The 19,637-nt window shown below is 69.5% G+C and carries 20 protein-coding genes; 7 read left to right on the plus strand and 13 right to left on the minus strand.

Annotation, left to right across the window (positions count from 1 at the left end; translation table 11 throughout):
• Positions 1-27: 27 nt before the first annotated feature.
• Together MRBLWH11_RS02105 and MRBLWH11_RS02110 are read left to right on the plus strand one after the other, a co-directional pair.
• On the plus strand, positions 28-360 hold the full coding sequence (locus tag MRBLWH11_RS02105; RefSeq protein ID WP_116634119.1) for a GNAT family N-acetyltransferase: 333 nt from the start codon (positions 28-30) through the stop codon (positions 358-360).
• The gene (locus tag MRBLWH11_RS02110) at positions 357-1,292 is read left to right on the plus strand and encodes a pirin family protein (RefSeq protein ID WP_341946494.1); all 936 of its coding nucleotides are present in this window, start codon (positions 357-359) and stop codon (positions 1,290-1,292) included. Before MRBLWH11_RS02105 ends, MRBLWH11_RS02110 begins: the two co-directional genes overlap by 4 nt.
• A gap of 41 nt (positions 1,293-1,333) precedes the next feature.
• Here the strand turns inward: MRBLWH11_RS02110 and MRBLWH11_RS02115 are convergent, their stop codons facing one another.
• From MRBLWH11_RS02115 to MRBLWH11_RS02145, 7 genes are all read right to left on the minus strand, one after another.
• A complete protein-coding gene (locus MRBLWH11_RS02115) occupies positions 1,334-2,791 on the minus strand; it encodes a cation acetate symporter (protein WP_341946495.1) in 1,458 nt (485 codons plus the stop codon).
• Positions 2,788-3,162 carry a heavy metal transporter gene (locus MRBLWH11_RS02120; protein ID WP_116634116.1) on the minus strand — a complete coding sequence of 125 codons (375 nt, stop codon included), beginning with the start codon at positions 3,160-3,162 and terminating at the stop codon, positions 2,788-2,790. Before MRBLWH11_RS02120 ends, MRBLWH11_RS02115 begins: the two co-directional genes overlap by 4 nt.
• Complete coding sequence (locus tag MRBLWH11_RS02125) at positions 3,159-3,878, minus strand: LytTR family DNA-binding domain-containing protein (protein ID WP_341946496.1); 720 nt, start codon at positions 3,876-3,878, stop codon at positions 3,159-3,161. Before MRBLWH11_RS02125 ends, MRBLWH11_RS02120 begins: the two co-directional genes overlap by 4 nt.
• Positions 3,875-5,068 (minus strand): histidine kinase, encoded by a 1,194-nt coding sequence (locus tag MRBLWH11_RS02130; RefSeq protein ID WP_341946497.1) that lies wholly within the window; start codon positions 5,066-5,068, stop codon positions 3,875-3,877. Before MRBLWH11_RS02130 ends, MRBLWH11_RS02125 begins: the two co-directional genes overlap by 4 nt.
• Positions 5,069-5,086: 18 nt before the next feature.
• Positions 5,087-5,284 (minus strand): YbdD/YjiX family protein, encoded by a 198-nt coding sequence (locus tag MRBLWH11_RS02135; RefSeq protein WP_341947875.1) that lies wholly within the window; start codon positions 5,282-5,284, stop codon positions 5,087-5,089.
• A gap of 52 nt (positions 5,285-5,336) precedes the next feature.
• Complete coding sequence (locus tag MRBLWH11_RS02140; protein WP_341946498.1) at positions 5,337-7,592, minus strand: carbon starvation CstA family protein; 2,256 nt, start codon at positions 7,590-7,592, stop codon at positions 5,337-5,339.
• Positions 7,593-7,769: 177 nt separating this feature from the next.
• Complete coding sequence (locus MRBLWH11_RS02145) at positions 7,770-10,934, minus strand: S8 family serine peptidase (protein ID WP_341946499.1); 3,165 nt, start codon at positions 10,932-10,934, stop codon at positions 7,770-7,772.
• A gap of 224 nt (positions 10,935-11,158) precedes the next feature.
• Here MRBLWH11_RS02145 and MRBLWH11_RS02150 point away from each other — a divergent pair, with 224 nt between their 5' ends.
• The 5 genes from MRBLWH11_RS02150 (at position 11,159) to MRBLWH11_RS02170 (ending at position 15,824) form a co-directional block, all read left to right on the plus strand.
• Complete coding sequence (locus MRBLWH11_RS02150) at positions 11,159-11,701, plus strand: ECF transporter S component (protein WP_116634111.1); 543 nt, start codon at positions 11,159-11,161, stop codon at positions 11,699-11,701.
• Between the two features lie 98 nt (positions 11,702-11,799).
• Positions 11,800-13,494, plus strand: coding sequence for an ATP-binding cassette domain-containing protein (locus MRBLWH11_RS02155; RefSeq protein WP_341946500.1), 1,695 nt, complete (start codon positions 11,800-11,802; stop codon positions 13,492-13,494).
• Between the two features lie 44 nt (positions 13,495-13,538).
• The gene (locus MRBLWH11_RS02160; RefSeq protein ID WP_341947876.1) at positions 13,539-14,324 is read left to right on the plus strand and encodes an energy-coupling factor transporter transmembrane component T; all 786 of its coding nucleotides are present in this window, start codon (positions 13,539-13,541) and stop codon (positions 14,322-14,324) included.
• 10 nt (positions 14,325-14,334) lie between these two features.
• The gene (locus MRBLWH11_RS02165) at positions 14,335-15,210 is read left to right on the plus strand and encodes a siderophore-interacting protein (protein WP_116634109.1); all 876 of its coding nucleotides are present in this window, start codon (positions 14,335-14,337) and stop codon (positions 15,208-15,210) included.
• Complete coding sequence (locus tag MRBLWH11_RS02170) at positions 15,207-15,824, plus strand: ECF transporter S component (protein WP_341946501.1); 618 nt, start codon at positions 15,207-15,209, stop codon at positions 15,822-15,824. Before MRBLWH11_RS02165 ends, MRBLWH11_RS02170 begins: the two co-directional genes overlap by 4 nt.
• Positions 15,825-15,877: 53 nt before the next feature.
• Here MRBLWH11_RS02170 and MRBLWH11_RS02175 read toward each other — a convergent pair whose 3' ends face one another.
• The 6 genes from MRBLWH11_RS02175 to MRBLWH11_RS02200 form a co-directional block, all read right to left on the minus strand.
• The gene (locus MRBLWH11_RS02175) at positions 15,878-17,218 is read right to left on the minus strand and encodes a DUF222 domain-containing protein (protein ID WP_341946502.1); all 1,341 of its coding nucleotides are present in this window, start codon (positions 17,216-17,218) and stop codon (positions 15,878-15,880) included.
• A gap of 304 nt (positions 17,219-17,522) precedes the next feature.
• Positions 17,523-18,146 (minus strand): hypothetical protein, encoded by a 624-nt coding sequence (locus tag MRBLWH11_RS02180; RefSeq protein ID WP_341946503.1) that lies wholly within the window; start codon positions 18,144-18,146, stop codon positions 17,523-17,525.
• Between the two features lie 72 nt (positions 18,147-18,218).
• Positions 18,219-18,455: a hypothetical protein gene (locus MRBLWH11_RS02185; RefSeq protein WP_341946504.1), complete on the minus strand. Its 237-nt coding sequence runs from the start codon at positions 18,453-18,455 to the stop codon at positions 18,219-18,221.
• An 11-nt stretch (positions 18,456-18,466) separates the two neighbouring features.
• Positions 18,467-18,721, minus strand: a complete 255-nt coding sequence (locus MRBLWH11_RS02190; protein WP_341946505.1) for a hypothetical protein — start codon at positions 18,719-18,721, stop codon at positions 18,467-18,469.
• Between the two features lie 3 nt (positions 18,722-18,724).
• Positions 18,725-18,970, minus strand: coding sequence for a hypothetical protein (locus MRBLWH11_RS02195; RefSeq protein WP_341946506.1), 246 nt, complete (start codon positions 18,968-18,970; stop codon positions 18,725-18,727).
• Between the two features lie 28 nt (positions 18,971-18,998).
• Positions 18,999-19,568, minus strand: coding sequence for a hypothetical protein (locus tag MRBLWH11_RS02200; RefSeq protein WP_341946507.1), 570 nt, complete (start codon positions 19,566-19,568; stop codon positions 18,999-19,001).
• Between the last annotated feature and the right edge of the window lie 69 nt (positions 19,569-19,637).

The following is a 19,637-nucleotide window of genomic DNA, read 5'->3' on the forward strand; positions in this document are numbered from 1 at the left end:
TGGATGCAGACGCATGAAGGAGCCCCCATGACCGACATCACCGTCACCCGCAACGACGAGGAATCGCGCTACGAGATCCGCTCGGGCGACGTGCTCGCGGGCTTCGCCGCGTTCGATCTGCGGCCCGGCTCCATCCGCTTCCTCCATACCGAGATCGACGACGAGTTCCAGGGTCAGGGTCTCGCGGGGAAGCTCGCTTCGGCGGCGCTGACGGATGCCGCGGGTCGCGGCGAGGCGATCGTGCCGCTGTGCCCCTACATCGCGAAGTACCTCGAGACGCATGAGATCGAGGGCGCCGAGATCCGCTGGCCCCGCCCTTCGACAAGCTCAGGGACCCAGAGGGCTCAGGGGTCCGAATGATCGGGCAGCGCCGCCTCGTCCTGGAACCGCGCGAGGTTCCGCTCGGCGGGGTGCGCGGCATGAGCGTGCTGCGCGCGCTTCCGCATCGCAACCTGCCCACGATCGGCGCCTGGTGCTTCCTCGACCGGTTCGGCCCCGCCGATACGAGGATGCGGGTGGAGCCGCATCCGCACATCGGCCTGCAGACCGTGACCTGGCCGCTCGTCGGCGAGATCCGGCACCGCGACTCGCTCGGCAGCGACGCCGACCTGCGCCGTGGCCAGCTGAACCTGATGACGGCCGGGAACGGCATCTCGCACTCGGAGTACTCGATCGGCGACGACCCGATCCCCCTCGACGCCCTGCAGTTCTGGGTCGTGCTGCCGGAGTCCACCCGCCACGGCGCTGCCGGATTCGAGCGGCACACCGAGTTGCCGGGCGTGGCCCTCACGGCGGATGCCGGGGCCGACGCCACCGCGACGGTCGTGCTCGGCGAGTTCGCCGGCGTCCGCTCGCCGGCGACCGTGCACACCCCGATCGTCGGCACCGAGATCGTGCTCGCCCCCGGCTCCCGCGTCCGCCTGCCGCTCCACCCCGACTGGGAGCACGCGCTCATGCTCGTCGAGGGCGACGCGGTCGTGTCCGCGCATCCGATGGAGCGCAATGATCTGCTCTACCTCGGCGACTCCCGCGATGAGGTGGAGGTGTCATCGACCGAGGGCTCCCTGCTGTTCCTGCTCGGCGGCGAGCCGTTCGAGGACGACATCGTGATGTGGTGGAACTTCGCCGGCCGCACGCACGACGAGATCGTCGCGGCCCGCGAGGCGTGGGAGGCGGAGTCATCCCCCGACGCCGCGACGCCGCGGTTCGGTGCGGTGGATGGTCACGATGTGCGCATCCCCGCCCCGCCGCTGCCCGACGTGCGGCTGATGCCGCGCGGCCGCCGGATCTGACGGCGCCGTTCGTCTCACTCCGCTCGCCCAGGAACCAGGGCTCAGCCGGGCTCCGGCGTGTGCACCCGCGCGAGGAAGCGCTCGGTGCGCGGCGACGGCCCGCGCGGGTCGAGCAGCGACACCACGACCGTGACCACCGCAGCGAGCGGGATCGTCCACGCCGCCGGCTGCGCCAGATACGGGGCAGCCGCTCCGACTCCCCCGATCACGGCATGCACCAGCAGGGCGAGCCCCGCCGCGACCCCGCCCGACAGCATCCCCGCCACCGCGCCGCGGGCGGTGAGCCCGCGCCACCACACCCCGAGCAGCACGACCGGCGACAGCGTCGACGCGGCCACGACGAACACCACCCCGACGCTCGACCCGAGGCCCGCGGGGGCGGTGAGCAGCGCCACCGCGAGCGGCACGACCGCGCACAGCACGGCGGAAAGCCGGAACGAGCGCACCGAGCCGGAGAACACGTCCTGGCTGATCACGCCGGCGAGCGACACCACGAGCCCCGCCGATGTCGCCAGGAACGCAGCGAACGCGCCCGCCACGATGAGCGCGGTGAGCAGTTCGCCGAACACCCCGGGGAAGACGCGCGAGGGCAGCAGCAGCACGACCGTGTCGGCGATGCCGGGCACGGCGAGATCGGGGGCGGCGATGCGTGCCAGCAGACCCATGGTGCTCGACACCGCGTAGAAGGCGCTCACCATGGCGATCACGATGACGGTCGTGCGCCGGGCCGACACCCCCGTCGGACTCGTATAGAACCGCACGAGCACGTGCGGGAGCCCCATGGTCCCCAGCAGCAGGGCGAGCAGGAGGGATGCCGTCTCGTACGCGTCGAACCCCGACGGCCCCGCCTCGGCGGGGAAGACGAGCGCCGGATCGAAGTCGTGCGGTCCGCCGCTCAGCGCGAAGGCGATGCACACGACCGGGACCAGCAGCGCCGTGAGCTTAAGCCAGTACTGGAACGCCTGCACATAGGTGATCGCGCGCATGCCGCCGGCGGCCACTGCGGCGGCCACCAATACCGCGACGGTCACGGCGCCCACCCACTCCGGCACACCGGCGACCACGAGCAGGGTGATCCCCGCGCCGTGCAGCTGCGGCACGATGTAGAGCCACCCGATGATGAGCACCGCGATGCTGGTGACCCGCCGCGCGGCGCCCGAGTCCAGCCGCGCCTCGATGAAGTCGGGGATCGTGTACGCGCCGCTGCGGCGGAGCGGAGCCGCGACGAACGCCAGCACGAGCAGATACCCGGCCGCGTAGCCGATCGGGAACCAGAATCCCCTCGCACCGTCGAGCAGCACGAGCCCCGACAGGCCGAGGAAGGTGCCGGCCGACAGGTACTCCCCGCTGATCGCGGAGGCGTTCCAGACCGGCCGAACCGTGCGGGAGGCGACGAAGAAGTCTCCGGTGGTGCGCGAGATCCGCAGTCCGTACACGCCGATGAGCAGCGTCGCGACGATGACCAGCGCGACGCCGACGAGGTCGAGGACCGCGTTCACTCGCGGTCCCGCAGCGCCCGGTAGCGCCGCTCGTTGCGCGCGGCGGTGCGCACGTAGAGCACCGCGAACACGAGGATGATCGGGTAGAACGCGTAGGCCTGCAGCAGCCACGACAGCGGCAGCCCCCAGATGAGGACCCGGCCGATCTCGGGGATCAGCGCGATCGCCAGCGTCAGCGCGACCACCACGAGCACGAAGCCGGCAACGGTGCCGAGCGCGAGGCGGAGCTGGCTGCGCATGAGGGCCCTGGCGTACACGGCATCCGCTTCGTCTACCGGTGAACCGGGCAGGGCGATGCCGCGGGTCGAGGTGGACGGCCGCCGTGCGGGGAGGTCGGCCGTCACCCGCACGCGCTTCGGGATCTCGCTCATCCGATTCCCTCGCCGCGCACCAGGGCTTCGCGCACGGCCGGCACGAGGCGCCGGCTCACGGGCAGCGACAGCTCGCCGATCGACACCGCGGGGTCCGAACCCGACAGGCGCGCCTCGGTCACCGCTGCGGTGCGGACCAGCGACGAGCGATGGATGCGGAGGAATCCGGCATCCGCCCACCGCACCTCCAGCTCCGAGATGGGGATGCGCACGAGATGTCCGGCGCCGTCGCCGGTGTGCAGCCGCGAGTAGTCGCCCTGCGCCTGCACCCAGCGCACGTCGCTCCGGCGCACGAAGCGCACCGCCGAGCCGACCGTGACCGGCAGCATCTCGTCGTCTCCCGGTCGCGCCGTGTCGGCCAGTTCGATGACGCGATCGATCGCCTGTCGCAGCCGCTCGGCGCGGACCGGCTTGAGCAGATAGTCCGCCGCGCGCAGCTCGAAGGCCTCGACGGCACGGGCGTCGTCTGCCGTGACGAACACGACGGCCGGCGGCTGGGCGAGGGCGAGCAGCGCCCGCGCGAGCTCGGTGCCGGTCAGCCCGGGCATGTGGATGTCGAGGAAGGCGATCCGCACGGCCCGCTCGGAGAGCTGCCGCAGCGCATCCGCCCCGCTGCCCGCGGTGAGGATCTCGCCGATCCGATCGTCGGTGCGCAGCAGGTGGACGAGCTCGTCCAGCGCGGGTCTCTCGTCGTCGGCGACCAGCACGTCGATCATGGGCTCACCTGGTCGCGCAGCGGATCGTGCAGCGGCTGGGATTTCGGGACCCGCATGCGCACCAGGGTACCGGCGCCGGTGTTGGTCTCGACGACCAGTCCACCCTCGGCGCCGTAGAGCTGGCGCAGGCGTGTGTCGACGTTGCGGAGTCCCACGTGCAAGCCGTCGTCACCGGCGGTGAGCGTGGTGCGCAGCCCCTCCGGATCCATCCCCACGCCGTCGTCCTCGACCGCGATCTCGGTGTGCGTGCCGTCGTCGCGGGAGAGGATGCGGATCTCCCCGCCTCCTTCCCCCGGCTCCAACCCATGCCGCACGGCGTTCTCGACGAGCGGCTGCACCGACAGGAACGGGATGACCGTGGCCAGGGTCTCCGGCGCGATCTGCAGGGTGACCCGCAACCGGTCGCCGAAGCGCGCGCGCTCGAGCTCGAGATACGAGTGGATGCTGCCGAGCTCCTCGGCGAGCGTGGTGAACTCGCCCTGCCGGCGGAACGAGTAGCGGGTGAAGTCGGCGAACTCGAGCACCAGCTCCCTGGCGCGGGCGGGGTCGGTGAGGACGAACGACGCGATGGCGGTGAGGGCGTTGTAGATGAAGTGCGGGGAGATCTGCGCGCGCAGCGACCGCAGCTCGGCCTCAGCCAGCTGCGTGCGCGAGGCATCGAGGCCGCCGAGCTCGACCTGCGCCGCGCACCAGTCCGCGACCTCCTCCGCCGCGCGCACGAGCGCCGCGCGCGCCGGAGCCGCGAACGCCACGACGACGCCGATCACGCGGCCGTCGACGAGGATCGGCGCCCCGACGGCCTCGAGATCGTCGTCGGGGCCGGGCGACGGGAAGACCTGCCGACGACCCGACTCCTCGACCTGCCTCGCGATGCGGAGCGCCGCCGACTCCAGCCCGTCGGACGGGCCGTCGAACGACACGGTGCCGTCGGCGCTCACGATCGCGACGGCCGCGCTGCCGAGCAGCACGCGCAGATGCCGCACCGCCTTCACGACGTCGGGCGCCGACAGCCCGGCACGCAGGTGCGGGGCGGCGAGGCTCGCATGGTGCAGGGCGTTGAGCGCCGCCTGCTCGGCGTCGCTGCCGAGGTCGGCCGCCCCGCGCGCGAGGCGACGAGCGAGCAGCAGCAGCACCGTCAGGACGATCCCGCCGAGCACGCCCAGCACAGCGGCGAGAACGACGTCGGTCATGCGTTCAGCCTAGGGACGTCAGCAGCACCGGGCACCGGGGTTGCGATCCTGGTCATCCATCTTCTGCCGCCAGAACTGCCGCTCCGTCATCGGCTCCTCGCCCGGATGCTCACGACGATGGTGCGTGACATACGTCGCGTACGCGGTGTCGCCCATCAGGGTCGTCATGTACCACCGGATGCCGCGGCCGACCCGCCCCAGGGCACGCGCGAGCATGCGCAGGGGGTGGGTGGTCGCGGCATCCGCGTGATTCGTCATGGTGACCATCTCAGTGGGTCGACGCCTTGCGGTCGTCGGCCAGGATCGGCTCCCACTGCTTCTCGAGCTCGCGCTCCGCGGAGTTGGGCAGGAAGCCGGCCGGGGCGAAGCGCCGCGAGGCCACGGGCTCCTCCTCGGTGTTCTCACCGCCGCCGTTGCGGATCGCCTTGATCGTCACGATCACGGCCGCGACCATGACGATGATCGCCAGCATGACGAAGATGATCGACAGCGTGCCCTGCACCGCGGTGTTGCGGATGACCGCCTCGAGCACCTCGGGAGCGCCGAGCGAGTCGTCGCCCGAGTCGCGGGCTGCCACGTACTTGAAGTGGTTCGCCCAGTATCCGATCCCCGGGACCGGCGAGAGGATCTTGTACAGCGAGGCCGTGATCGTGACGACCGCGGTGAACGCGAGCGGCAGCCCGATGATCCACAGCCACTTGAAGTAGCTCTTCCCGCGCTTGGCGACGATGGCCAGCACCACGGCGAGCGCGATCGCGGCGAGCAGCTGGTTCGCGATGCCGAACAGCGGGAAGAAGGTGTTGATGCCGCCGAGCGGGTCGGTGACACCGAGGATGAGGATCGCTCCCCAGCCGGCCACCATGATCGCGGTGCAGATCCAGACACCGGGACGCCACGAGACGTCACGGAACTTCGGGAACCAGGCGCCGATGGAGTCCTGCAGCATGAAGCGGGCCACGCGGGTTCCGGCATCCACCGCGGTGAGGATGAACAGCGCCTCGAACATGATCGCGAAGTGGTACCAGAAGGCCATGAGCGCCTGCCCGCCGAGTGCCTGCTGCATGATGTGGGCGAGTCCGAGCGCGAGCGTCGGGGCGCCGCCGGTCCGGGAGACGATCGATTCCTCGCCGACCAGGGTGGCCGTGCCGGTGAGCATCTCGGGCGTGAGGTTCACCCCCGTCAGCCCCAGCGAGTTCACGAATGCGACCGCCCCTTCGACCGTGCCTCCTGTGGCCGCGGTCGGCGCGTTCATCGCGAAGTAGATGCCCTGGTCGATCGAGATCGCGGCGACGAGCGCCATGATCGCGACGAAGGACTCCATGAGCATGCCGCCGTACCCGATGAAGCGCGTCTGGCGCTCCTTCTCGATGAGCTTCGGCGTGGTGCCGGAGGCGATCAGGGCGTGGAAGCCCGACAGCGCTCCGCAGGCGATCGTCACGAACAGGAAGGGGAAGAGCGGACCGGCGAACACCGGCCCCATGCCGTTCTCGCCGAAGATGCTGATCGCGGGGACGGTGATCTCCGGGCGGACGAGGATGATCGCGCCGGCGAGCATGACGATCACGCCGATCTTCATGAAGGTGGACAGGTAGTCGCGCGGGGCGAGCAGGAGCCAGACCGGGAGCACCGCGGCGATGAAGCCGTAGATGATGATGCCCCAGGCGATCGTGGTGCGGTCGAGGTGGAAGATCGCCTGACCCCAGTCGGTCGCCGCGACCTGACCGCCGCCGATGATCGCGGCCATCAGCAGCACGAATCCGATGATCGAGACCTCGGTGACCTTGCCCGGGCGCAGGAACCGCAGGTAGATGCCCATGAAGATCGCGATCGGGATGGTCATCGCGACGGAGAAGACGCCCCACGGGCTCTCACCCAGGGCGTTCACGACCACGAGCGCGAGGATCGCGACGATGATCAGCATGATCAGCAGGGAGGCGATGATCGCCGCCGTGCCGCCGATGCGGCCGAGCTCCTGCCGGGCCATCTGGCCGATCGTGCGACCACCGCGGCGCATCGAGAAGAAGAGCACCGTGTAGTCCTGCACCGCGCCGGCGAGCACGACGCCGACGATGATCCAGATCGTGCCGGGGAGGTAGCCCATCTGCGCGGCCAGCACGGGGCCGACGAGCGGGCCGGCGCCGGCGATCGCGGCGAAGTGGTGGCCGTAGAGCACGCGGCGGTCGGTGGGGACGTAGTCCTTGCCGTCCTGCTTGACCTCGGCAGGGGTGGCGCGGCGGTCGTCGGGGCGGGTGATGTACTTCTCGATCACCTTCGAGTAGAAGCGGTAGCCGATCAGGTACGTGCAGACCGCCGCGAACACGAACCAGATCGCGTTCACGGTCTCGCCACGGACGATCGCGAGCATGGTCCAGGCGACGGCCCCCAGCAGCGCGATCGCCGCCCAGAGGACGATCTTCGGCAGGGTCCATCGGTTCGCCTTCTCGTGATGCTCGTCGGAGAGAGCGGTGGAAGGGAGTTTCGGGTCGGTGACGATGACGGGTTCGGTGCTGCCCGGTGCGGTCATGGGGGTCTCCTCGGGGTACGCGTCGTTGCGTTCCCCCACGCTAGGAAAGCCCCGGCACCGACGGACGGCCGCCGGACGGATGCTGCGACGAGCGGCGCCGATCGCGCGACGAGCGGGTGCCCGGACGCACACAGCGCCCCGCGGTCCGTCGACCGCGGGGCGCTGTGCTGTGGGGGCTTACTCCGGCTTCGGCGTCTCCGGCGCCTCGGTCGGCGGAGCTTCCGACGGCGGAGCTTCCGTCGGCGGAGCTTCCGTCGGCGGAGCCTCGGTCTCCGGCGCCTCCGTCGGCGGGGCCTCCTTCTCCGGGGCCTCGGCGGCCGGGGCGTCGACCGTCAGGATCGTGCGGACCGCCGAGTCGCCGTACTGCACGAGCCCGAGGTAGCGGGCGCCGGCGGTGAGGCCGGTCCAGCCGAGCTGGTAGCTCGTCTTCACACCGCGGACCACCGGGAGCGGGTTCGGCGTCGCCGTGAACGCTCCCTCGCCGCCGGGCACCACGTTGGCGTAGGACATGTCCCACGTCATCGGCCCGGTCGTCGAGTAGATGTTCGCCACCACGAGGTAGGTGCCGGCGGTGGGCGCGGGGATCGTGACCCTCTCGTCCGCCGAACCGGTCGCCGACTGCCAGCGCTCGTAGTAGCGCAGATCGTCGGCGCTCACCACGCGGTAGACGGTGAGGTCGAGATCGCTGCCGTCGTCATCCGACGAGTCGAGGTCGAACCGCGAGAGCGTCGTCCCCGCCGGCACGTCCACGATCCAGGACACGTCCTTGTTCGCGTCGCCCGAGTTCTCGTCGCCCGAGTGCCCCTCGACCGGGTTGTCCGGGTCGGCGAGCAGCTCGAACGGGGTGAGCCCGGAGAGGTTCAGCGGCAGATCGCCGTCGAGACCGGGGGTGATCTCCACGGTGGTGCTGCCGTCGACGCCGGTGCCGGAGACCTCGGCCGGAGCATCCGCCGTCACCGGGAACACCGCGATCGGAGAGCGGACCGTGTTCTTGGTGCTCGTCCAGACGAGCGACCCGGTGGTCCACTGCTCGACCGGGGCGTCGGCGTTGTCGAACGTCACCGTGAACGTCTTCGTCTGCCCCGCCTTGTCGAACGTCAGCTGCTGCGGCGAGACCTTCACGTTCAGGCCGGGGACCGACGCCTGTGCCGTGAAGACGCCCTTCTCGGTCGAGGTGACGGAACGGGTCACGGTCTGCTCGCTGGCCAGGGAGCCGATCGAGATCGACGCCTGGTTCAGATCGCTGCCGTCGATGGGCTCGATCCCTGGGAAGTCCGAGAGACCCTTCCCATCGAGGAAGGCGGCCCAGTCCTTGACGCCGTTGAGGTAGAGCAGGCCGGGGTTGAAGTAGCGCCGCGGGTCGACGTGACCCGCCCCCTGTTCGAACGGATTCGTATTCGGCGATCCGTCGGCCAGCACGGTGTCGTAGGCGGTGGTCATCATCGCCGACTTGACCTCGGCGGGCGTCGCCTTCGGGCGCTCCCCGAGGTACAGGGCGCCGAGGCCCGCGACGTGGGGCGAGGCCATGGACGTGCCGGAGAGGATGCCGAAGCTCGGCTCCTCACCCGGTGCGTTGTGGGTCGCCGCGAGGATCGCGACGCCGGGAGCCGAGACATCCGGCTTCAGCACGTCGCTGCCGTCGGCGAGCATCGGGCCGCGGCTCGAGAAGCCGGCGATCTGCGGCGTCGGCGTGGTCACGCCGGTCGTGTTCTCCCCGACCAGCGTGATGGGCAGGTCGGTGCCGCTCTGCACGTAGGCGAGAACGGCTTCACGATGCACGGATGCGAGGTGCACGGTCGGCACCGCGTGGAAGTCGTTGTCGAGGGAGTCGGCGCCACCGGGCACGTTCACCAGGACCATGCCGATGCCACCGGCATCCTTCACGACCTGCGACTTCTCGGCGCGCGCGTTGTTGCCGCGATCGCAGACCACGATGTGACCCGCGACCTTTGCGGGGTCGAGGGTGCCCGGCAGGCAGACCTGCGCGTCGACGGCGCCGTCGGCGGCGGCATCCGCTGCGGCGATCGACGGACCGGTCACGGTCGTGCCGAACGGCACGCTCACCGAGGCGCCCGCCTGTGCGAACCCGTCGAACTGCACCGTGCCCTCCCAGGTCGGGATGGTGGATGCCGCGACGGTCGTGTACCACGGCGAGGCGTGGTCGGCCGTGACGGGGTCGGGGCCGTCGTTGCCGGCGCTGGTCGCGACGAAGACGCCCGCGGCAGCCGCATTGAAGAACGCGAGGTCCTCGGGCGCGAGCACGGTGCTGGCTGCGCCTCCGCCGATCGAGTAGTTGATCACGTCGACGCCGTCGGCGACGGCCTGGTCGATCGCGGCGACGAGGTCGCTGAGTGCGCAGATGTCATCGGTCGTGACGGTCGTGTCGGGCCCGACGTAGCAGGCCTTGTAGGCAGCGACCTTCGCGCCGGGGGCGACGCCCGAGATCGTGCCGAACTCCACATCCTCGATCTGGGCCTTGACCTTGAAGTTCCCGGCTGCCGTGCTCGCGGTGTGCGAGCCGTGGCCGTCGCCGTCGCGCGGCGAGAGGTAGTCGTACTGGAAGTCGAAGCCTGCCGCCTCTGCACCGGCGTAGAAGTACTGGCCGCCGATGAGCTTGGACGAGTAGTCGCGCTTGTCCCAGTCGTGGCCCTCGACGATCGCGGACTGGAACTGCCCGCCGTCGGACTTGTCGAAGTAGACATACGTGCCGTCGGTGTACGGCTGGCTGCCCTTGTGGCGGTTCTGCTGCTTGTTCTGCTTCTTGAGCTTCTTGCCCTCGAACGACGGATGCTCGGGCGCGATGCCCGTGTCGATCACGCCCACCACGACGCCTTCTCCCGCCTTGTCGACGCCGCCGGTCTGCTGCCAGACGCCGCCGCGGCCCTTGCGGTCGTCGCCGAGTCCGAGGAAGTCGGTCGAGGTCTGCGCGTCGGGGTGCCGGATCTCATCCGGGTAGACGCCGAAGACGTCCTTCGAGGCGCGGAGCTCGTCGACCTGCGCGCCCGTGAGGTCGGCGCTGAAGCCGTTGAGCACGACCTGGTAGGTGGTGTCGGGCGTGACCCCGACCTGCGTGGCGAGGTCGGTCTGCTCGGTCTGAAGATGCTTGACATAGCGCTGGGAATCCTGCGACTGGGTCTCGAGCTGCTCGCCTTCGGCGGGCTTGGTCGCCTTCAGGCCATCGACGTCGCCTTCGTAGCTGGCGAGCGGATCGGACTTCATCACGACGATGTAGTGCCCGGGGGTGCCGGCGACGGGGACGGGGTGCGTCACCTCCTCCGCCGCGTAGCCTGCGGTTGCCGTCGATGCGATGAACAGCGTGGCCAGGGTGGTGGCTGCTGCCATCCGGAGGGGTGTTCGACCCATGTGCTTCTCCCGATGATCTCGGAGCGGCGTCGTTGCCGCACCGCGGCTCAAGGTAGTCCGGGGTCGGCGACCGCGCCAGGTGCATGCCGGAAACATAGACGAAGGGCCACAGGGGGGACTTTGGTCGAAGGGGAGACGGTCGCGCGTCGTTTTCCCGGCCCTCCCGCGGCGCTCCTCGGCGGCGGCGCAACTAGGCTGGGAGGGTGGCCCGAACACCCGTCCTCTCGACCAGATTGCTGCTGGTCTGCGCGGCGATCGGCGTCGCCACGGGCATCATCGGAGGGATCGCCGGTCTGCTGACACCGGTCGTGCTGCTCGCCGCCCCGTTCGCCTACGGGCTGCTTCTCGGGTCGCATGTGCTGCCCGGCATCATCGCGCAGGAGGTGCTGCGTCGCCCGCTCGTGGCATTGATCACCCATGTGATCGCGGCTCTCGTCGCCAGCGCGTTCAACCCGGCATGGGCTCTGCGCTTCCTCGGTACGGCACTGCTGTTCGGCGCGATCCAGGAGGGAGTCGCGGCGCTCACCCGTTACCGCGCCTGGGGCGCCTGGCGCTTCTTCGTCTCTGCCGTCGTGATCGGCGTGCTCGTCGCGGTGGTCGTCTTCTTCGCCGCGCATCTCGGGGCTCTGCCGCTGTGGGCCCAGGTCCTGTACCTCGTGATCTCGGTGCTCGGGCCGATCGCGTGGACGGCGGTCGGACTCGCGATCGGGGCGGCTCTGCGACGGGCCGGGGTCGCGCAGCGCTGAGCCCTCGCCGTGCTGGCCGCGGGATTCGGCCCGATAGCGGATCAGGTAAGGCTCAGCTAAGTTAGAAGCGTTCGATCCGCCGACTCCGGGACTCCGCCGTGCGCTCATCCGCGCCTCTGCTCCGCGTGCGTGAGCTCTCTCTCACCCACGCCGATGCCGCGCACCCGTCGCCGCGCGACGTGACGTTCGACATCGCCGCCGGGGAGGTCGTGCTGTTGCTCGGCCCGTCGGGTTCGGGCAAGTCGACGCTCACGCTCGCCTTGAACGGGCTCATCCCCCACGCCGTGCCGGCGACCATGACGGGCACGGTCGAGGCGGGCGGGCTCGACACGGCTGCGGCGCACACGGCGACGCTGAGCACCCGGGTCGCGATGGTGTTCCAGGACCCGGATGCGCAGATCGTCACGGGCACGGTCTACGACGAGGTCGCCTTCGGTCCGGAGAATCTGCTGCTCCCGCTGGAGGCGGTACGCGCCAGGGTCGAGGACGCGCTGCGCCGCGTGGGGCTGTGGGAGCGCCGCGACGACAACCCCGACCATCTCTCCGGCGGCGGACGGCAGCGTCTCGCGATCGCCTGTGCGCTGGCGATGGGATCGCCGCTGATCGTGCTCGACGAGCCCACGGCCAATCTCGACCCGCAGGGCATCGACGACGTGTACGCGGCGCTCGCCGATGTGGTGGCGGCGGGCGATCGCGCGATCCTGCTCGTCGAGCACAACCTCGACGCGGCGATGGCCTTCGTGACACGCACGATCGTGCTCGACCGCGACGGACGCGTGGTGTTCGACGGACCGGCGTCCGAGATCATCCGCACGCACGCCGAGGAACTCGTCGCGATGGGCGTGTGGCTGCCCACGGCGACGCTGGCCGCGCTGCGGCTGCGTGAGGAGGGGTACCGATTCGATCCGCTGCCCCTGTCGCCGGAGGAGCTGGCGCGTTCGCTGCCCGCGACTGACGTCTCGTCTCGCCCTGCTCGCTCGATTCGCGCGACGACCGAGGATGCCGCTCCGGCGATCATCCGCGCTCGAGGCCTGACGGTGCGGCGGCGCCGGACCGAGATCCTGCACGGGATCGATCTGGATCTCGCGGAGGGGAGCCTCACCGCGATCGTCGGCGCGAACGGCGCCGGGAAGACGACGCTGATCCAGGCGCTGGCGGGGGTCGTGCCGCCGCCGAAGGGCGAGGTCAGCGTCGACGGCATGGATCCGGGGTCGGCATCTCCGCGGGATCTCGCTTCGCGCATCGGCTTCGTGTTCCAGAATCCGGAGCATCAGTTCATCGCGCACACCGTGTTCGACGAGTTGGCGCACGGACTGACCCTTCGACACGCTCAGGGGCCCAGGGATCAGAGGATCTCGGACGCGGAGATCACGACGCGCGTGGAGGAGATGCTCGCCCGGTTCGGACTCGAGCACAAGGCGGGCGTGCATCCGTTCCTGCTGTCGGGCGGCGAGAAGCGGCGCCTGTCGGTGGGAACCGCGCTGATCACGCGCCCTCGGGTGCTGGCGCTGGACGAGCCGACGTTCGGTCAGGATCGAGCGAGGGCATCCGAGCTGCTGGCACTGCTGCAGAGTCTGCGCGCCGAGGGCACGACGATCGTGATCGTCACGCACGACCTGCAGCTGGTCGCCGAGCACACGACGCACACGGTGGTGCTGAAGGACGGACGCGTTCATGCGGCGGGTCCCACATCGACGCTCTTCCGGGACGAGCAGCTCTTCGCCGAGGCCGGCCTGCGCCTGCCCGCGCTGCAGGGGGTTCTGGCATCCGCCGGTCTGGAGGTGGCCTCGTGACCGCCACGAGTCCCACGACAACGGCGTTCGATCCGTATGCGACGATGACGGGGAGCTCGCGCCACCAGTTCCTGTACGCCCTGAATCCGCTCGCGAAGGTCGTGGGTTTCGCTCCGGCGATGGTGCTGCTCATCTTCGTGCGGGATCTCGCGACGCCGGCGGCGTTCCTCGTGCTGGCTTACGCGGTGATCCTCATCGGTGCGCGGCTGACGGGGAGGCTGCTCGCGCTGATGCTGCTCGCCCTGCCGGTCGGGATGCTCGCGATCGGCGTCGGATTCTCGCTGTGGGTGGATGCCGGGCTCGTCGCGGACACCGCCCCGTTCCTGCGCATCGGCGAGTGGACGCTCTACGCCGGCGCCCTCGAGATCGGCTTCGCGACCGCACTGCGTCTCGGCGCGATCATCGCTCTCGCGCTGATCGGCGGACTCACGACGACGGGTCCGGATCTGGTGCGGGCGAGCGTGCAGCAGCTGCGCGTGCCGTATCGGATCGGATACACGGCTCTGGCGGCCTTCCGGTTCGTGCCGCGGTTCGGTCATGAGCTGGCGGTCATCCGGGCGGCGCATCGCGTGCGCGGGCATCACGGCGGACGGGGTCCGTTCGCCCGGATCGCTCGCGGGTGGGGGTACATCGTGCCGTTGCTCGCGGGAGCGATCCGGCATGCGGAGCGGGTGGCGCTCGCGATGGATTCGCGCGCGTTCGGCGCCCACTCAACGCGGACGGAGCGGCATCTGGTGCCGTTCCGTGTGCGCGACATCATCTTCACGGTTGCGAGTCTCGCGGCATCCGCGGCGATCTTCGTCGTGTTCTTCCCCTGGCAGCTTTCCTGAAAGGCGTCGTATGGCATACAGCAAGCTGGTCAAGCCCGAGTCGGCCGAGCTCATCCACCTCACGGTGCTGCGCAGCGAACAGCTGTCGGCGCATTGGATCAGGGTGACGCTCGGCGGCGGCGAGATCGAGAAGTTCCGGCCGATGGGCTTCGACCAGTGGTTCCGGCTGTTCCTGCCGATCGGAGGCGATGCGGGCCTCGATCGTGTGCCGGCGAAGGCGAACAAGATGTTCGGGTATCTGAAGTTCCTTCGGATCCCCGATGGCGAGCGGCCTGTCATGCGCAACTACAGCGTGCGGGCGTATCGCGCGGCGACCGCGGATGCCGGGGCGGAGATCGATGTGGACTTCGTGCTGCACGGCTCCGCGGCGGAGGGCACGGCCGGTCCCGCGTCGCGCTGGGCAGAGACGTGCCGGCCGGGTGAGCATGTGCTGATCATCGACGAGGGGCTGACGTTCAATCCGCAGCGGGGGACGGATCGTGTTCTGCTGGTCGGCGACGAGACGGCTCTGCCGGCGATCGCCTCGATCAGCGCCTCGCTGCCGGAGGATGCCGCCGGCCTCGCGATCATCGAGGTGCCGACGCGGGAGGACGCACTGTCGTTCCCCCATCCGGCGGGCGTCGAGGTCGTCTGGATCGTGCGACCGCATGAGGCCGCACCGGGTTCTCTGGCCCTGGAGACACTCGGCAGGACGGCACTGCCGGATGCTCCGTTCCACGCGTATGCGGCAGGTGAGCAGGCTCTCGCCTCGGGGGTGCGCAAGCATCTGGTGGGTGAGCGCGGTGTCGACAAGAATGCGGTGAGCTTCTGCGGATACTGGAAGATCGGTGCGGCATCGCCAGCGTCGAAGGCCGCGCGCGAGGCAGCTGCGGAGCCCCTCGCATGAGCGGGACGAAGGCGAGCACACCCCGGTCGCGCGGGCGCTTCCGCTTCCCGACCGCGATCCTGTTGACGTGCGCGGCGCTGGGTGTCGCGGGCGGTCTGCTGCTGGCTCCGGCGAACTGGATCTCGACGATCCTCTTCCCCGGCCTGCCGTTCGTGAGCGTCGCACTGGCGGGGCTCTGGCTGCTGCCGTCTGTCATCGCGCTGCGACTGTTGCGCCGGCCGCTGGTCGGATTGCTGGTCGGTCTGCTCGCCGGGCTCGTGATCGTGCCGTTCTCGGGCTATGGATTCGGCAGCGTCGCGACGAACCTGTGGTGGGCGGCCTTCACCGAGCTGCCCTTCCTCTTCGTGATCTGGCGGTACTGGGGAACGTGGCTGCACTATGTCGGCGCGGTGGTCGTCGGCGTCGTGTATCCGCTGCTGGCGTGGGCCTCGTTCAACCTCGAGACCATGCCCGTGGGTGTGCGCATCGCGTTCTTCGCCATCACACTGGCGAGTTGCGTCGGGGCGACGGCTCTCGGCATCCTGATCGCGGATCGCCTGCGCCGCGCCGGCGTCGGCGGGCGGCTTCCGCTGCCTCGTTCCGCACGCACGCCAGCCGCGAAGCCGGAGGCCTGAGAGCTCGACACGCAGAGATTCCGAAGTGCCGTTCTTGCGGCCTGACTCGTCGTTCATGCGGCGATGTCGAAGCGATAGCGGCCGCCGGTGCGAGGTGTGCGGGCGGGGTCGACGTACGCGGGCGGGATGAACCACACTCTCGCGGCGACGCCCGTTCCGTCGATGCGGATGTCCCATCCGTTGTCATGGATCCGGTGGTGGCACGTCTCACACAACAGCACTCCGTTGTCGAGGTCGGTGGGGCCGTGGTCTCTCGTCCACCATCGGATGTGGTGCGCTTTCGTCATCCCCGGTGGCAGGCCGCACATCGCGCACCCGCCGTCGCGTTCGGCCAGGGCGAGGCGTTGGGCGCGGGTGAACAATCGTTTCTCCCGCCCCCAGTCCAGGATCTCGCTCCCACCACCACACACCCACGGGATGATCCCCCCACTGCCGGCCATGCGTCTCGCGGCGCCGATGTTCACCGGGTGATCCATCCCGTCGATCGTCGCTGACCCCGACCCGGACTGCAGGTCGTCAAGCGTCAACCGGACCACGACCGTGGCACCGGCGAGCGGGACCCGAGACTCACACCCGAGAACATGCGCACAGAACACCGCCAGCGCATCCGCCTGCAGCATCGCCACGGTGCGTCGGTCGGCATCCGGAGCATCCGGGTCTGGCGCATCGTTGCGGGCAGCGAACGCCGCAGACACGTAGCCACGGATCGCAGTCACGATCGGGGCGGCGGTCTCCGCATCGAGGACCGCGTTCAGGTGCACCATCCCTTCCCGCTCGACCATCGTCAACGACCGTCTCGCCCGGCGTTCCTCATCCTTCGGTTCCACACCGTCGGGGTCCATCCAGGCTTCCGCCCGGGCGATCAGCTTGCGGACATCCTCCAACGCCAACCCGGCACACCGCTTCGCCAGCAGCCGCTCCGCCAGGCCGATCCGCTCCGCCCCGGCCACCACCCGACACCGGTCCAACAGCGCGACGATGAGTGCGGCCGCTTGCACGCTGAGTTCTCCCGACGCGAGCGCCCCACGCAACAGTGCATACCGGGCGGGCAGCTTCGTCCCCAGCAGGTCCGTCCGGGGCGCGGTCGCTTCCCCGACCTTCACCAGGCGTTTCGCATCCCCGGTCGACACCCCGCCGGTCGCGGCGAGCAGTTTCGCCGCCGTCCGATAGCCCTGCTCCTTCGCGAGACTCCCCGCCCCGAGCTCACGCCGCGACTCGTGCGCGATCCGCGCGGCGACATCCGCATGCGCGGCATCCGCCTGGCGTCGCAGCACCCCGATCGCGTCGTTGACGGCGATCAGCTGTTCCCGCGACAGCCCTGTCGCGTCATCCGCATCGGCCCACAACTGATCGAGGCGGGTGACCGCCTCGATCAAGCCAGGGAGCTTCGACATACCCGCAGTTTACCCGCGAAACACCCGACATTCGAAGCTATGTTCGATTCAATATCGGCATTTCACGGGAAGCGTGAAGAGGCAACGACAGGCGGGAGAGAAGGAGGCACGCCGTGGATACGCACGATCGCATCTTCCGGCAGATCATCAGCCGTGACGACCTCCACCCGTCCGTCAGGCGAGCCGCTGACGCCGATGGCACCCGGGACCGCGCCGCGCGAGACATGGTCTTCGAGGATCGACAGGAGCGAGGAGGGCAATGCAGTCGATCCACGCGCGGGACGGACGGACACTGTCCATGGGCTCAGCTCACCAGCCAGGTGCGCAGCTCCGCGATCGCGCCCTCCGTCTCCTCGTCGCTCGGGCCGCGCAGGCCCGACCCGCTCCTCGGTGCCAGGGTGAAGAGGATCTCCTCACCGGAGATCAGCAGGATGGCGAGCTTCCGGTACGACATGCTGGTCGCCTCGCGCGCGAAGACATCGCTGATCTCATCGAAGCGGATGCTGCGCCGCTCGCGCGGGGCCCCGGCGCCGAGCGATTCCCGGCGAAGGTCGATCTCGAGGCGATCGTCCCAGACGAGGACGAAACCGGGAGCCGACGAGTCGCCCGCACGACGGGCATCGCCGGGGAACTGCGCCTGCAGGAATGCGAAGCTGCTCCGGGCGCCTCCGGCCGCTGCCGCCTTGTCTGCGCGCCTGACCAGAGGCACCCGTCGGAAGGCCATGACCATCGATCCGGTGATCAGCGCCGTGCCCAGGAGGAGAGGGAGGAGAGCGTTCGGCATCGGCGCCCAGCCGAGCGGAAGGACGAGCAGGCAGAAGATTCCGAGGACGGCATATGTCCCGATGGCGAAGTTACGAGCAATCGTCAGGATCGGAGCGAGGGGTGCGCTGAAGCCAGCGTTCAGCGGCCCCGGGTCAGGACTCATCCGCGCTCCTCCGTTCGTAGCTCGGACGAATGAACAGAAACAAGAGCAGCCCGAGGCCGCTGAGAGACTTCTTCACGCGTCATCCTCCGGACCCGAGACGACCCGCTTCGCTTCGTCTACGCGCTCCGAATAGTCGGGGGCGAACACCACGTCGATCTTCGTCTCCAACTGCGACTCCAGATCCCAGAGGACCCGGTGCTCCGCGTCATCCGCCGAGAGAACATCGGAGTCGTTCGCGCGCGCCAGCCAGTCGAAGAACACGAGCGCCTCGGCACTCGTCAACTCCAGCGTCACGACTTCGTCAGCCATCTCGATTCCTCTCACCGCGCACTGAACAGCCCCACCAGGACGAGCGCCGCACCGAACGCGACGAACCCCGACCCGACGATCACGACCGCGGCCATCTTCGGGAATCGACCGGCGATCTCCGTTTCCGGAACACCGTCTTCCCGGTAGACACTCGCGAACCGCTGACGCACGAAGCTCAGCGCGCGGCCACGCAGCGAGAGAAGGAGCACTCCGAAGACCAGGACGACGATCCCCGTCACGAGGCTCGTGAGAGCAAAACCACTCACTGCCTACAACTCCCGCGCGAAGATGCCGGCGAAGAACGCGACGACGCCGATGAACGTGAGCCCCGCGCCCGTGAAGCCGACCCAGAACGGGCTCGACCCCTTGACAGCGGCGCGCCCCGGCGCAGCGCTGAGTTCGCGAAGGGTGACCGAGAAGAAATCGAAGATCTTCACCCGGTTCCGAATGATCAGCGGTCCACAGATGAGCGCGATGATCCCGACAGCGATCACGATGTAGTTCTCGTAGGTCATCTCATCATCCCCGCGTTCGCGCGCACATTCATGCCATCGCTCCCAGGACCGTGACGACACCGCCCACCAACACCACGACCCCGATCACAAGCACGACGACGCCCGCGAGTCCGATCCAGAACGGCCGATGCTCACGCGCGAACTCGTTCACCTCGCTCACTCCCCGCACCGCCCGCGCCCGCCGGTCGACGAAGTCGTAGACGCCGCGACGGAATCTCCACAGTGCGAAACCCGCCGTGGTCGCGATCACACCGACGAGGGAGAACGGCACCATCGTCGCGAATGCCGGGTTGCTCGTCGAAACCGGCTCCGGCCCGGAGCTCTGCCCCGGGAAGACGCCGTCCCGAATGATCGCGACGATCGCACCCGACACCATGATCACGCCCATCAGCATCACGACCGACCCGACGACGCCCAGTACCCAAGGCTGCTGCCTTCCGGCGGACATCTGCGCCATCCGGCGACCGAGCATCGCTTCCTGCTGCCGGAAGACGAGGGCGTTCAATGGCTTGCGGAACCGGACGATCAGGATGCCGCCGACGAAGGCGAGAGGACCGACGATGAGGTTCGCGAGAATGCTCGTCGCGACTTCCGACATCCGCCTAGTCCGGCATCGTCGACGAGGGCGTGATCATGCCCACACATTAGCGCGCCGTCGACGCGGCGC

The organism is Microbacterium sp. LWH11-1.2, assembly GCF_038397745.1.
In the GTDB taxonomy this organism is placed as follows: Bacteria; Actinomycetota; Actinomycetes; order Actinomycetales; family Microbacteriaceae; genus Microbacterium.

Excerpts from the sequence above, each read along its gene's own strand:
- MRBLWH11_RS02105 (WP_116634119.1), top strand. The coding sequence starts at position 28 with ATGACCGACATCACCGTCACCCGCAACGACGAGGAATCGCGCTACGAG.
- MRBLWH11_RS02110 (WP_341946494.1), top strand. The coding sequence starts at position 357 with ATGATCGGGCAGCGCCGCCTCGTCCTGGAACCGCGCGAGGTTCCGCTC.
- MRBLWH11_RS02120 (WP_116634116.1), bottom strand. The coding sequence starts at position 3,162 with ATGAGCGAGATCCCGAAGCGCGTGCGGGTGACGGCCGACCTCCCCGCA.
- MRBLWH11_RS02125 (WP_341946496.1), bottom strand. The coding sequence starts at position 3,878 with ATGATCGACGTGCTGGTCGCCGACGACGAGAGACCCGCGCTGGACGAG.
- MRBLWH11_RS02130 (WP_341946497.1), bottom strand. The coding sequence starts at position 5,068 with ATGACCGACGTCGTTCTCGCCGCTGTGCTGGGCGTGCTCGGCGGGATC.
- MRBLWH11_RS02135 (WP_341947875.1), bottom strand. The coding sequence starts at position 5,284 with ATGCTCGCGCGTGCCCTGGGGCGGGTCGGCCGCGGCATCCGGTGGTAC.
- MRBLWH11_RS02140 (WP_341946498.1), bottom strand. The coding sequence starts at position 7,592 with ATGACCGCACCGGGCAGCACCGAACCCGTCATCGTCACCGACCCGAAA.
- MRBLWH11_RS02145 (WP_341946499.1), bottom strand. The coding sequence starts at position 10,934 with ATGGCAGCAGCCACCACCCTGGCCACGCTGTTCATCGCATCGACGGCA.
- MRBLWH11_RS02160 (WP_341947876.1), top strand. The coding sequence starts at position 13,539 with ATGACGGGGAGCTCGCGCCACCAGTTCCTGTACGCCCTGAATCCGCTC.
- MRBLWH11_RS02165 (WP_116634109.1), top strand. The coding sequence starts at position 14,335 with ATGGCATACAGCAAGCTGGTCAAGCCCGAGTCGGCCGAGCTCATCCAC.
- MRBLWH11_RS02170 (WP_341946501.1), top strand. The coding sequence starts at position 15,207 with ATGAGCGGGACGAAGGCGAGCACACCCCGGTCGCGCGGGCGCTTCCGC.
- MRBLWH11_RS02175 (WP_341946502.1), bottom strand. The coding sequence starts at position 17,218 with ATGTCGAAGCTCCCTGGCTTGATCGAGGCGGTCACCCGCCTCGATCAG.
- MRBLWH11_RS02180 (WP_341946503.1), bottom strand. The coding sequence starts at position 18,146 with ATGAGTCCTGACCCGGGGCCGCTGAACGCTGGCTTCAGCGCACCCCTC.
- MRBLWH11_RS02185 (WP_341946504.1), bottom strand. The coding sequence starts at position 18,455 with ATGGCTGACGAAGTCGTGACGCTGGAGTTGACGAGTGCCGAGGCGCTC.
- MRBLWH11_RS02195 (WP_341946506.1), bottom strand. The coding sequence starts at position 18,970 with ATGACCTACGAGAACTACATCGTGATCGCTGTCGGGATCATCGCGCTC.
- MRBLWH11_RS02200 (WP_341946507.1), bottom strand. The coding sequence starts at position 19,568 with ATGTCGGAAGTCGCGACGAGCATTCTCGCGAACCTCATCGTCGGTCCT.